Annotated in this window: 12 protein-coding genes and 1 pseudogene; 8 read left to right on the top strand and 5 right to left on the bottom strand. The window is 67.5% G+C overall.

Translation table 11 applies throughout. The features are described 5' to 3' along the window. Positions 1–24 precede the first annotated feature (24 nt). Complete coding sequence (locus ACFQDH_RS04395) at positions 25–771, bottom strand: glucosamine-6-phosphate deaminase (protein ID WP_382398838.1); 747 nt, start codon at positions 769–771, stop codon at positions 25–27. Positions 772–830: 59 nt separating this feature from the next. Here ACFQDH_RS04395 and ACFQDH_RS04390 point away from each other — a divergent pair, with 59 nt between their 5' ends. The 7 genes and pseudogenes from ACFQDH_RS04390 (at position 831) to ald (ending at position 7,158) form a co-directional block, all read left to right on the top strand. Beyond that, positions 831–1,754 carry a MurR/RpiR family transcriptional regulator gene (locus ACFQDH_RS04390; protein WP_382398836.1) on the top strand — a complete coding sequence of 308 codons (924 nt, stop codon included), beginning with the start codon at positions 831–833 and terminating at the stop codon, positions 1,752–1,754. Positions 1,755–1,814: 60 nt separating this feature from the next. Beyond that, positions 1,815–2,330 (top strand): GNAT family N-acetyltransferase, encoded by a 516-nt coding sequence (locus tag ACFQDH_RS04385; RefSeq protein ID WP_382398834.1) that lies wholly within the window; start codon positions 1,815–1,817, stop codon positions 2,328–2,330. Positions 2,331–2,419: 89 nt separating this feature from the next. Continuing rightward, complete coding sequence (locus ACFQDH_RS04380; RefSeq protein ID WP_382398832.1) at positions 2,420–3,574, top strand: sensor histidine kinase; 1,155 nt, start codon at positions 2,420–2,422, stop codon at positions 3,572–3,574. Continuing rightward, a complete protein-coding gene (locus ACFQDH_RS04375) occupies positions 3,571–4,227 on the top strand; it encodes a response regulator transcription factor (RefSeq protein WP_382404805.1) in 657 nt (218 codons plus the stop codon). The genes ACFQDH_RS04380 and ACFQDH_RS04375 overlap by 4 nt, the downstream gene beginning before the upstream one ends. 211 nt (positions 4,228–4,438) lie before the next feature. Next, positions 4,439–5,109: pseudogene (locus ACFQDH_RS04370) on the top strand (ATP-binding cassette domain-containing protein); the annotation flags it as partial. Positions 5,110–5,171: 62 nt separating this feature from the next. After that, positions 5,172–5,960, top strand: a complete 789-nt coding sequence (locus tag ACFQDH_RS04365; protein ID WP_382398830.1) for an ABC-2 transporter permease — start codon at positions 5,172–5,174, stop codon at positions 5,958–5,960. Positions 5,961–6,042: 82 nt separating this feature from the next. Beyond that, positions 6,043–7,158, top strand: coding sequence for an alanine dehydrogenase (gene ald, locus ACFQDH_RS04360; protein ID WP_382398828.1), 1,116 nt, complete (start codon positions 6,043–6,045; stop codon positions 7,156–7,158). Positions 7,159–7,342: 184 nt separating this feature from the next. On the opposite strand, the gene ACFQDH_RS04355 is transcribed toward ald, so the two are convergent. Beyond that, positions 7,343–7,723 carry a DUF1304 domain-containing protein gene (locus tag ACFQDH_RS04355; protein ID WP_382398826.1) on the bottom strand — a complete coding sequence of 127 codons (381 nt, stop codon included), beginning with the start codon at positions 7,721–7,723 and terminating at the stop codon, positions 7,343–7,345. Positions 7,724–7,838: 115 nt separating this feature from the next. On the opposite strand from ACFQDH_RS04355, the gene ACFQDH_RS04350 reads away from it, so the two are divergent. Next, the gene (locus ACFQDH_RS04350) at positions 7,839–9,371 is read left to right on the top strand and encodes a M1 family aminopeptidase (protein WP_382398824.1); all 1,533 of its coding nucleotides are present in this window, start codon (positions 7,839–7,841) and stop codon (positions 9,369–9,371) included. Between the two features lie 35 nt (positions 9,372–9,406). On the opposite strand, the gene ACFQDH_RS04345 is transcribed toward ACFQDH_RS04350, so the two are convergent. The 3 genes from ACFQDH_RS04345 to ACFQDH_RS04335 all read right to left on the bottom strand — a co-directional run bounded on the left by ACFQDH_RS04345 (position 9,407) and on the right by ACFQDH_RS04335 (position 12,081). After that, positions 9,407–10,087: a class I SAM-dependent methyltransferase gene (locus ACFQDH_RS04345; protein WP_382398822.1), complete on the bottom strand. Its 681-nt coding sequence runs from the start codon at positions 10,085–10,087 to the stop codon at positions 9,407–9,409. A 69-nt stretch (positions 10,088–10,156) separates the two neighbouring features. Beyond that, on the bottom strand, positions 10,157–11,653 hold the full coding sequence (locus ACFQDH_RS04340) for a DHA2 family efflux MFS transporter permease subunit (protein WP_465253890.1): 1,497 nt from the start codon (positions 11,651–11,653) through the stop codon (positions 10,157–10,159). Between the two features lie 137 nt (positions 11,654–11,790). Further along, positions 11,791–12,081 (bottom strand): Rv0909 family putative TA system antitoxin, encoded by a 291-nt coding sequence (locus ACFQDH_RS04335; RefSeq protein WP_382398820.1) that lies wholly within the window; start codon positions 12,079–12,081, stop codon positions 11,791–11,793. Positions 12,082–12,086: the final 5 nt, after the last annotated feature.

The raw sequence follows: 12,086 nt of genomic DNA, 5'->3' as shown, positions 1-12,086 counted from the left end.
ATCCGTCTCGGCCAGTATGGCGTGTCAGGCGCCCTGGTGGCTGAGCGAGCGGCGCGACAGCGCGGCGGCAGCCGCCTGGTCGGCGACAACCAGCACGTCGGGGTGTCGCTGCAACCACGATGCGGGGCAATCCGCCGAGGGCGGTTGCTCCATGGCGCGGGCCAGCGCGTCAGCCTTCCGGGGGCCGGAGGCCAACAGCAGGATCCGGCGCGCTTCCAGGATCGTGCCGATGCCCTGTGTCAGCGCTTCGCGCGGCACGTCGTCCGGTGAGTCGAAGAAGCGGGCGTTGTCCTGCCGAGTGCGCTCGGCCAACGTGACAGCGCGAGTGCGCGAATCCGCTTGGGATCCGGGCTCATTGAAGCCGATATGGCCATTGGCGCCGATGCCGAGGATCTGCAGGTCGACGCCGCCTGCGTCGCGCAGCTGCTGCTCGAAGAGGGCCGCCGCCGCCTCCAGATCGTGAGCCGCCGCCCGGGGTACGGCGACATGCTCCGGCGCTATGCCGAGCGGTTCGGCGATGTTCCGGCGCACGAACGACGTGTAACTGCCTGGGTGTTCGGCAGGCAGCCCGACATACTCGTCGAGAGCGGCCAGCCGCACGTCCTTGAGCCGACCGTCGCTGCGACGGGCCAGCTCGCGGTAGGTGCTGGCGGGGGTGCCGCCGGTCGCGACACCGAGGACGTGCAGCGCGCCGTCGGCGCGAGCCTGCAGGATCCGATCGGCGCCGACGCGGCCCAGCGCCGCGTCGTCTGCCACGACCTCGAGATGCATGGTGAGGAACCCTTTCTCGCCTCTGTAATAGAATTTCATTCTATCTGTTGATCAGTGAAGTGCCACTCCATCCCATCCCGGAGGTCCGCGTGCCGCACCAGATGGTGACTCCGCACGGCGACGTGCTGCGCCTGGTGGCTGCTCGTCGTGACGAGCTGACGCCGGCGCTGCGCCGCATCGCGGACACGATCGCCCAGCATGCTGACGAGGTCGTCCACATGTCGACAGCTGAGCTCGCCCGTCGGGCCGACACCTCCGACGCCGCCGTCTCGCGCTTCTGCCGCAGTGTCGACGTCGCCGGATTCCCCGAGCTGCGCTCGCTGATCGCCGTGGCGCTCGCGCAAGGTCGGCAGCCGACGCCGGTCTCGCTGGCCGACGTCCGGCGCAGCAGCGACCTGGCCACGATCGCGCGAGCCATCCGCAACGCCCACGTCGACGCCGTCGACCTGACCTTCGCCCGCCTCGACTTCGGCGTGACCGCATTGGTGATCGAGGCGATGCGCACCGCGCGACAGGTCATCGGCTTCGGTGTGGGAGCGGCCAGCGCGGTGCTGGCCGATCTGGACTTCAAGCTCGGTCAGGTCGGCGTCCCGGTCACGACGACCACGGACGTGCACCGCGCGCTGGCACTCACTGCCCGGGCCGGCGCCGACACGGTCGCGATCATCGTCAGTCACTCGGGCGACACCCGCGAATGCCTGGAAGTCGCGCAGGCCGGCGCCGCCGCGGGTGTCACCGTCGTTGTGATCACGGCGGCCGCGAGTTCCGCGCTGAGCAGGGCCGCGACCCACGTCCTGCGGCCGGTCGCTCACGAGCCGCGGGTCGGCGCCGGCGGCACCGCATCCCGCATTGCGCAGCTCTATGTCGTGGACCTGCTTTACCTCGGTCTGCTGGCCCGAGCCCCGGACGAGGACGCCGTGGCTGCCGACCGGATGAACCGCGCCGTCCGACCACACCGGGTCAGCAGCGGCGAGGGCAGCTGACGCATATCTTTGTCGTGCAGCGTGCGCAGAGCGCGCTCACGAGGAAGAGGGTGGCCGGTCGTGCTGGTCGGAGAACACGTCGTGCTGAGGGCACGCCAATCCGAGGACGTCGCGATCCTGCACGAGGAGTTGTATGACGACGTGCCGACCCGCGTTCGCGCCGACACCCGCGGTTGGACGCCTGTGGGGTCGGAGCACTCGCCATACAGCGTGCATGAGGGCAGTGCCGACGCAGCGGAGTTCTCGGTCGTGGAGCGCGCGGGTGGGCAGCTGGCGGGTGAGGCGATCCTCTGGGAAATCGATCCGCACAACCGGTCGGCGCACGCCGGGCTCGCGTTGCGCCCGGGCTTCCGCGGTCGCGGTCTGGCCGAGGACACGCTGCGGGTGCTGGTCGACTACGCCTTCTCGATCCGCGGCTTGCACCGCGTCCAGCTGGAGGTGGTTTCCGACAACAAGCCGATGCTCGCGGCCGCCCGGCGGGTCGGCTTCGAGCAGGACGGCGTGCTGCGGGAATCGGTATGGGTCAACGGCTCGTTCGCTGACCAGGTCGTGCTGAGCCGGCTCGCTGCACGCTAGCGACGTCCTCGACATACGCCGTACGTCGTATGCCGGAATGTCGTCACAGCGCTGACGACGTGGCGACGTGCTCGCCGGACGATGGAGGTATGACGCTCCCCGCCGCTTTCCGCACTCGGGGCTGGGCGACCGACGCCACCGTGGCGGTGCTCGTCACCGCGGTGATGATCGTGCTGTCCGGCCACATCCCGGTCGGCTCACACACGCGCCGGATCGACTGGATCGCTCTGGTATTGCTGACGATTGCGGGCAGCGCAATGGGTGTATGCCGGCGCTGGCCACTCGCCGCGACCGGCGCCGTCACACTCGCACTCTGTGGGTTCATCGCACGCGACTACCCCAACAGTCCGATCTGGGTCACCGGCTGGGTGGTGCTGGTGGTGCTGGCCTGGCGCACGAACCGGCGAACGGCGGTCGTCGGCGCCGTCGGGATGATGACCGCGTTGTCGATCACCGCCGCCGTGTTCGGGAGAGGCAACCTGCTGGAGTCCGCCCTCTACATCGGCTGGGGAGGCGCGGCGATCTTCCTCGGCGAAGCAGTGCGCAGCCGCAGGCGCTATCTGACCGAACGGCGTGCGCGGGCGGCCGCCACCGAACGGGGCCATGAGGAGGAGTTCGCCCGGCGGCTCGCCGAGGACCGGCTGCGGATCGCGCGGGACCTGCACGACAGCGTCGCCCATGCGATGGCGACCATCAACGTGCAGGCCGGCGCGGCGGCGCACGTGCTGACCCGTCGGCCGGAAGTTGCCGGAGAGGCGCTCGCCGTCATACAGCGGGCAAGTGGTGAGGTGCTGGACGAACTCGCGGTCATGTTGAGTGTGCTGCGCGAGGAGGACCAGAGCGCGGACCGGGACCCGACGCCGGGGCTGTGGGACGTCGCGCGGCTGGTCGACGGCGCTGCCGCGTCAAGCCTCGCTGTCACGCTGAGTCTTGATGCGCCGCCGCAGCAACTGGCCCCGTCGATCAGCACCGCGGCCTATCGGGTGGTGCAGGAGTCGCTGACCAATGTGTTGCGCCACTCGGTCGCTCGGCAGGCGGACGTCCGCGTCTGCGCGAGACCCGGAGCTCAGATCGAGGTGCACGTCGTCGATGCCGGCCCGGAGCGGCTCGACCGCACCGACGGCACGGGCGTCGGCATCCGCGGGATGCGCGAGCGCGTCACGTCGACCGGCGGTCTCTTCGACGCCGGGCCGACGGAGCACGGCGGATTCGCAGTGCACGCGACATGGCGGCGGGCGTCGTGATCCGTGTCCTGCTGGCGGACGACCAGCCTTTGGTACGAGCCGGATTCGCGATGATCCTGGACGCGGAGGAGGACATCGCCATCGTCGGCGAGGCGGACGACGGCGCACGGGCCGTGGAGCTGGCCAGGGCCACGGTGCCGGATGTGGTCCTGATGGACATCCGGATGCCGGGCATGGATGGGTTGGAGGCCACTCGGCAGATCGTCACCCGGCCCGAGCTCGAGCAGGTGAAGGTGCTGATCCTGACGACGTTCGAGCTGGACGAGTATGTCTTCGAGGCATTGCGTGCGGGAGCGAGCGGATTTCTCGTCAAGCACACTCAGCCGGCTGATCTGGTGCGTGCAGTGCGCGAACTCGCCTCGGGGGAGTCGTTGCTCTCGCCGAGCGTGACACGGCGGCTCATCGCGGAGTTCGTCGCACGACCGGAGCGTCCGACGCTTGTCCCACCGGAGCTGCAGGAGCTCACCAACCGGGAGCGTGAGGTCGTCGCGCTCGTTGCGCAGGGGCTGACCAACGACGAGATCGCGGATGAGTTGGTCGTGAGTCCGGCGACGGCACGCACCCATGTCGGCCGGGCGAAGATGAAGCTGCACGCCCGTGATCGTGCCCAACTCGTCGTGTTCGCATACCAATCCGGGCTCGTCGCTCCGTAATTGGTCCCTCAACAGCTGACGTAGTGCTGTCGCCCGGAACGCGTATCCAGAAGATACGCATGGAATCGGACGACGTGAGAGGCGATTCCGCAGAGGCTGGATCTCGTGAGTTTCCAACACGGTTGGAGCGCGAGACATCGGAGTGAGACATGAGAAGCAGATCGTGGAAGAGGGCGCCATACGGATGGCGTGACGCAGGGGCGGTGCCGCGATGAGCGTGCCGGCAATCAACGTTTCGGGGCTCGTCAAGACCTACGGAACCCACCGCGCTGTCGATGATGTGTCGTTCACCGTCCGGCACGGTTCGGTCACCGGCTTCCTCGGTCCGAACGGTGCAGGGAAGTCCACCACGCTGCGTATGCTGGTCGGTCTTACCCGACCGACGTCAGGCACCACGCAGGTCCTCGGCGGACCGTATGTCGACCTGCCCAACCCAGGACGTCGCGTCGGTGTGCTGCTCGACGCTTCGGCGCAACATGCCGGCCGAACCGGCCGTGAGGTGCTGCGGCTGAGCGCGATGGTGATGGGCCTGCCGCTCGACTGCGTGGCCGACATGGTCGACCGCGTCGGACTGACTGCGGCTGAGGCGGATCGGCGCACCGGCACGTACTCCTCGGCATGCGCCAGCGTCTCGGGATCGGAGTCGCGTTGCTCGGCGACCCCGAAGTGCTGGTGCTCGACGAGCCGGCCAACGGGCTCGACCCGGCCGGCATTCATTGGATGCGTGGCCTGCTGCGCAACTTCGCCGACGAGGGTGGAGCGGTATTGCTGTCCTCCCATCTGCTGCGCGAGATCGAAGCAGTTGCAGACACTTTGGTGATCATCGGCCGCGGTCGGGTCGTCACCACGGGCAGCAAGACGCAGCTGCTCGCCGCCGCCGGCGGCGACCTGGAAGAACTCTTCCTGAGACTGACCGCAGACGATGCACGAGAGGACGTCTCATCATGAGCGCCGTATCCACGATCACCCCGGCTGCTGCCGATCGCGACGCCGGCATACCGTTCGGCCGACTGGTGCGCACCGAGCTGCGCAAGCTGTACGACACGAGAGCGAGTCGCTGGCTGCTGATCGCCATCGCTGCCATCACCCCGATCGTCATCGTCGTCCTGGTCTTCGCCCTCTCGCCGAAGGACCTCACCTTCAACAAACTGGTCGACTTCTCCTCGACACCGGAGAAGATGCTGCTGCCGGCGCTGGGGATCCTGGCCATGACGAGCGAGTGGAGTCAGCGCACGGGTCTGGTCACCTTCACCCTCGTGCCGCATCGCCGCCGGGTTCTGGTGGCGAAGTTCGTCGCGACTCTCTGCCTCGGGATCGCAGCAACCGCAATCATGTTCGCGGCTTGTGCCGTGGGCAACGTGCTCGGTGCCACGATCCGTGGCGGCGACGGGAGCTGGTCCTTCGGGGTCTCCGGATTCGGTGGCATCACCTTGGTGATGCTCATCGGGCTGGTCGAGGGCATGGCGTTCGGTATGGCGCTGCTGGTGACCCCGGCCGCGATCGTCGTCTACTACGTCCTGCCCAACGTGTGGAGTGCAGTGTTCGCCACCGTGAGCGGGCTGAAGTCGGCTGAGGCATGGGTCGATCTCAGTGAGGCGACCGGAAACTTCTACAACGACAAGATGACCGGCACCGGCTGGTTGCAACTGCTGGTCGCCCTCTCGATCTGGGTGCTGGTGCCGCTGTTGATCGGCGTATGGCGGGTCGGCCGGACCGAGGTGAAGACCACCTGACGGAGTGCCGGGTCTACCGTCGAAAGTGTCGGCGCCCCCGCGCCGGCCGATCGAAAGAGCCGCGCACGAAGGAGCACACGTCATGAGGATCGGAGTCCCCACCGAGGTCAAGGCAGACGAACACCGGGTCGGGATAACTCCGGTCGGCGTCCACGAACTGGTTCGCAACGGCCACGTTGTGCTGGTGCAGCGCGGCGCCGGTGAGGGCAGCTCGATCTCCGACGAGGACTACATCGCCGAGGGCGCGACGATCGTTGATGCGGCAGACGACGTGTGGGGTGAAGCGGAGCTGGTGATGAAGGTCAAGGAGCCGATCGCCGAGGAATATCACCGCCTGCGTGCGGATCTCACGCTCTTCACCTACCTGCACCTGGCCGCGGACGAGCGGCTCACGCGTGAGTTGCTTCGGACCAAGGTCACCGGAATCGCTTACGAGACAGTGCAATTGCCGTCTGGGTTGCTGCCGCTGCTCTACCCGATGAGCGAGGTCGCCGGCTGCCTCGCACCGCAGGTGGGGGCGCACTCGCTGCTGAAGGCACAAGGTGGCTCCGGAGTGCTGATGGGCGGCGTCGGTGGTGTCGCCAGCGCGAAGGTCGTCGTGCTGGGTGCCGGTGTGACCGGACAGAACGCCGCCAACATCGCGCTCGGCATGGGAGCGGACGTCACGGTGCTGGACACCGACCTGGAGAAGCTGCGGATGACGTTCTGGCGCTACGACAACCGGGTCCGGCAGATCGCCAGCTCGACCGTGGCGGTGCGCGAGCAGGTGCTCAAAGCCGACCTGGTCATCGGGTCGGTGCTGATCCCCGGCGCTCGGGCGCCGAAGCTGGTCACCAACGAGATGGTGGCGAACATGAAACCGGGCTCGGTCCTGGTCGACATCGCCGTCGACCAAGGTGGCTGCTTCGAGGACACGCACCCCACCACGCACTCCGACCCGACGTTCCAGGTGCACGGCAGCATCTTCTACTGCGTCGCGAACATGCCTGGGGCAGTGCCGAATACGTCCACCTGGGCGCTGACCAACGCAACGCTGCCGTATGCCGTCCGGCTGGCCAATCAGGGCTGGCGCGATGCGCTGCGCAACGACCACGCGCTGGGACTAGGCCTCAACACGTATGCCGGCAACATCACGTGCGAGCCGGTGGCGCAAGCACACGGCCTGGAATACACCGACCCGGCCAAGCTGGTCGAGTAGCCGATCTGCGGGTCGAGTACCCCACACGCAAGCGGGTCGAGTAGCCGATCCGAGGGACGAGGATCGGCGTATCGAGACCGGGCGAACGCGCACACCCCAGATTGACCGGCATACCAACGCATCGAGCGGCATACGGAATCGAGCCGAATCCGCATGCCGCTCAATGCGGGGGTATGCCGGTCAATCAGCCGGCGAACGCGAGGGCGATGAGGGCGAGCGCCGGGATGGTGCCCTGCGTGGCGGCGGCGCGTGCCTTCGACCGGTCGCTCGCGACGAGCACGAGCGACGCGGCCACCATCGAGCCGGCACCGGCGATGGCAAGCGCCACCGACGCGGCGTGCGGACCGGTGCCGCGCAGGACGACGGCGACCAGGACGACTATCGCCAGGAAAAGGTTGTAGAACCCCTGGTTGAAGGCCAACGGCTTTGTCTGCTCGGCCTGTTCGGCGCTCACCCCGAAGGTGGCACGGGTGCGCGGAGCGGTCCACGCGAAGGACTCGAGCCAGAAGATGTAGACGTGCAGCAGGGCAGCGAGCACCAGCAGCACGGACGCGACGATCACCATGGCGAGAGCTTAGGGGTCGGTGGGCAACGAAAGCGGTGCTTGAAGCGTCTCTGTGGTTGTGCAAGATTCGAAGTCGTGCGGGCGGGGTGCCGTGCATCGTTCAAAGGGGAAAGCCATGCGTAGGGGACTCACTGCTGTCGTTGCCGCAACTGCGATCGTCGCGCTGACCGGGTGTCAGAGCGGCACGGCCGCGACGGGCTCGTCGTCCGATGCGCCGTCGTCCCGGACATCGGGCACTGCGTCCGGCTCGGGGTCCGCGTCGAGCCCGCCGTCCGACACGACCCCGGAAGGCACGACGGCGTCATACCCGCTGGCGCGCTCGGACCCGAAGCCGGACAGTTATTACCCGCAGCACGGCGTGCCCTACCTCGACACGCTCCACTACCAACTCGACCTCGACTGGCAGCCGACGAGCAAGAGGCTGTCCGGGACGGCGACGATCGACTTCCGGGTCACCACCGACCGCCAGAGCGTGCGCTTCGAGCTCGGCTCGCCGATGCGGGTCAGCAAGGTGGTGCTCGACGGCAAGACGGTGCCCGCGAGCCGCTCGGGCAACAGCGTGATTGTCAACAGTGGTGCCATCAAAGCGAATTCGAAGCACGAGGTTGCCATCACGTATGCCGGGAGGCCCGCCCTCATCCAGGAGCCGGCTGAACGATCCGATGTGCAGAAGGACGGTTTCCACATCGGCAAGAACGGTCAGGTGTGGGCATTCCAGGAACCCTTCGGAGCGTTCACCTGGTATCCCACGAGTGACCAGCCCGCCGACAAGGCCTACTACGACGCGAGACTCACCGCGCACGACGGGCAGCAAGGCGTCTTCAACGGTCAGGTCACGTCCACCACCGTCACCGGCAAGGACACGACGACGGCGTTCCACCTGGACAAGCCGGCAGCGTCATACCTGACGACGATCGCGTTCGGGAAGTACAAGCACGAGGTCGTGCAGGGTCCGCACAACCTCCCGATCAACTACTGGTACGCCAACCCGAACGCTCCGACCCTGAAGCTCGCACGCAAGACGCCGCAGTACCTGGCCTGGATCGAGAAGTTGCTCGGCCCGTATCCGTTCGCCAGCGCCGGTTACCTTCTGGTGCCTGGTAATTCGGGGATGGAGACGCAGACGCTCCCGACCTTCAGCGAGGCGCTCTCGAAGCCGACGTTGGCCGAGTCGGAGGGGGACATCGTGCACGAGCTGGTCCACCAATGGTTCGGCGACGAGATCACCCCGAGCGACTGGAAGGACATGTGGCTCAACGAGAGCCTCACCATGTATGTCGAATTTCGCTACATGGAGGCCGCCAAGATGCCGATGGACTGGGGCACGTATGCCGAGATGCAGGCGGTCCTCGACCAGCGGATGCGCGACACCCAGGGCCCTCCGGGCGCCTACCGGAAGGGTGACTTCGGCGACCTCAACGTCTATCTCTCCGGTGCCTTGCTCCTGCACAACCTGGAAACCGCTTATGGCAGAACGAAATTCGACGTTGCACTGAGGGGCTGGCCGGCGACTGCGAAGTACGGCAACAGCGACCGGACGAAGTTTGCGGCATACATGAGCAAATCACTCGGCCCGAAGGCCGGCCCCTACATCACCAACTGGCTGACAGCGCAGAAGACCCCGGCTCCACTGTCGAAGCAGCCCTGACGCCGCCGCCCCGCCCGGTCACTCGGCACGGCGGCTCAGGCCCGACGGCGGGCGAGAAGGGTCGAGTCGTCGATGTCGATGGTCCGCCCGTCGCGGACGACCGAGCGGGGCCGCTGCTCCGCCACAACCACTTCGAAATCGTCCGGGAGGCCGGGCACCAGGTCCTTCGCCAGGAACATCGCGCGGCGCTTGCTCTCGGACAACTCCGCGAAGTGCGCTGCCGGGGAGTGCCCGACGACGAGCAGGTGGCCGCCGGGGTTCACCGCACCGGCCAGGCGACCGACGGCTTCGACCATGCGGCCGTCCGGCAGGTGCAGGAAGTGGCTGGTGACCAGGTCGTAGGAGCGACCGGCGGCCTCGAACTCTCGGGCATCGACCTGCCACCAGTCGGTGCGATCGGTGACCCCGGCCTGCTCGGCATGCTGTGCGGCGCGTACTAGCCCCTTGGCGGAGAAGTCGGCGCCGGTGACCTGCCACCCCTGTTGGGCGAGCCAGATGACGTCGCCGCCCTCGCCGCAGCCGACGTCCAGCGCGCTGCCCGGCTGCAGCTTGCTGGCCTCGGCCACCAGTTGCGGGTTGGGCTTGCCGCTCCACACGGACTCCGCGCCGTCATACCGGTCCTCCCAGGCGGAGGCTTCGAAGTAATCCGGGTCGTCGGCCTTGCCGGCAGTGGAGTGGTCGTGGGCGTGAGCCGCGTCGTCGGCGTGTGTATGCATAGGAACAGCGTCGCAAGATTGCGCCCTATTGGCAATCTGTGTTGCCAAAATGGCAAGTCTGATGTCCTGTCAGTTGATGGCCGTGGCCTGCTCCTTCGGCTGCTCCGGCATCGTGCGCGGCTTGTGCGGGTTGCGGAAGAAGAGCGCTGCAGCGATTGCGAGGACCGCGACGGCGGCCGGCAGGTAGATCGCCTCGCCCATCGCGCGCGCGAAACCCTCTGCCACCGCAGGCGGTAGATGCACTTGCGTGGTGCCGCCGCGCGTCGCGGAGAAGTCACCGGCCGAGCTGCCGAGGTGGTGCGCCAGTCTCGCCTGCATCACCGCGGCGATGGCGGCGCTGCCGATCACCGCACCCATCTGCCGGGTCATGTTGTAGACGCCGGACCCCGCGCCCGCGCGCTGCGGTGGCAGCGTGCGGGTGGCGGTCACCGAGATCGGCGACCACATGAAGCCATTGGCCAGGCCGAGCACGATCAGCGGCAGGATCAGTTGCCAGGTGGGGGTGTCCGGACCGATCGCGGTGCCCAGCCAGAAGAGCCCGACGGCCAGGCAGGTCAGCCCGAAGCCGGCGATGAGCCGTGGGTGGTAGCGGTCGACCAGGTGCCCCACCACCGGCGAAAGTATGGCGGCAAGGATCGCCATCGGCACGAACAGCAGCCCGGACTCGATCGGCGACAGTCCGCGCACCACCTGCGCATAGATCATCATCGGCAGCGCGAACGAGGTGATGACGAAACCGACCACACAGATCGCGACATTGGCCAGGCTGAAATTGCGGTCCTTGAAAAGCACGAGCGGCACCAGCGGGTCGGCCTTGATCCGCGACTGCCACCAGACGAAGACCACCATCAGCGCCACGCCGACCACGATGAGTGCCGGCACGGAGACGACTCCCCACATGGTGCCCCAGTGATAGGACTCGCCCTCCTGGATCCCGAAGACGAGGCAGAAGAGACCGGCACCGCTCAGTGCGACGCCGACCCAGTCGAAGCTGTGCGTGTGCACCGGCAGCGTCGGCACCAGCCACCACGCCAGTGCGAAGCCGATGACACCGACCGGGACGTTGACGTAGAAGATCCACTCCCAGCCCCAGTTCTCGGTGATGACGCCGCCGAGCACCGGACCGACGAGCGTCGCGACGCCCGCGACCGCCCCCCACAAGCTCATCGCCTGACCGCGCCGCTCGCCGGGGAAGGTCCGCGTGATCACCGACATCGTCTGCGGCGTCATCAGGGCCGCGCCGAAACCCTGCACGACACGCGCCGCGATCAGCATGCCGATGCTGCCCGTCAGCCCGCACCACAGTGAGGACAACGTGAAGACGGCAAGGCCGATCAGGTAGAGCCGGCGTGGTCCGAACCGGTCGCCCAGGCGGCCGGTGACCAGCAGGGGCACGGCATACGCGAGCAAGTAGGCGCTGGTCACCCAGACCGCGCTGTTGATGTCGGTGTGCAGGCCGTGCTGTATGGCGGGCGTGGCGACCGAGACGATCGTCGAGTCGACCAGGATCATGAAGAACCCGACGCACAGCGCGATCAACGCACGCCATGGATTGACCTGCTGCAACTCCACTGAGGGTGTGTCCTTCGAGGCTGGGATCCGGTCCGGTTGGCGGATCGGAGAAGGACACCAGCTTAGGTCGCCCCACTGACAGCGAAGCGCCCTTCCGGCGTGACCGGAAGGGCGCTTCACACTCGCGTCGCTCAGACGCCGGGCGGCGGTGTCTGGCCAGGAGCCGGCGGAGTCGGTGCCTCGCCATCGCCCGCGTCGGGGCGCTGCTCGGCCAGCTTGTCGGCGCCCTTGAGCGCCGCGTCCTGGGCCTTCTCGAGCTTGTCGTGGTATTTGCCCTGCGTCTTCTCGTCGATCTTCGAGGTCAGCTTGCCGAGCACGCCGGCGAACTTGTCGCGGTTGTCGTGTGCCAACTTGCCGGCCTTCTCCTTGGCCTGCTGGGCGGCGTCCCCGGCGTTCTTCTTGAAATCGTCAGTGTTCGGCACGGTCG

The organism is Flexivirga alba (genome assembly GCF_042661025.1).
GTDB classification, from domain to species: domain Bacteria; phylum Actinomycetota; class Actinomycetes; order Actinomycetales; family Dermatophilaceae; genus Flexivirga; species Flexivirga alba.
This window is presented reverse-complemented; position numbering and strand designations above follow the sequence as displayed.

Coding starts and splice junctions, on each gene's coding strand:
- ACFQDH_RS04395 (WP_382398838.1), bottom strand. CDS start 771: ATGCATCTCGAGGTCGTGGCAGACGACGCGGCGCTGGGCCGCGTCGGC.
- ACFQDH_RS04380 (WP_382398832.1), top strand. CDS start 2,420: ATGACGCTCCCCGCCGCTTTCCGCACTCGGGGCTGGGCGACCGACGCC.
- ACFQDH_RS04365 (WP_382398830.1), top strand. CDS start 5,172: ATGAGCGCCGTATCCACGATCACCCCGGCTGCTGCCGATCGCGACGCC.
- ald (WP_382398828.1), top strand. CDS start 6,043: ATGAGGATCGGAGTCCCCACCGAGGTCAAGGCAGACGAACACCGGGTC.
- ACFQDH_RS04355 (WP_382398826.1), bottom strand. CDS start 7,723: ATGGTGATCGTCGCGTCCGTGCTGCTGGTGCTCGCTGCCCTGCTGCAC.
- ACFQDH_RS04350 (WP_382398824.1), top strand. CDS start 7,839: ATGCGTAGGGGACTCACTGCTGTCGTTGCCGCAACTGCGATCGTCGCG.
- ACFQDH_RS04345 (WP_382398822.1), bottom strand. CDS start 10,087: ATGCATACACACGCCGACGACGCGGCTCACGCCCACGACCACTCCACT.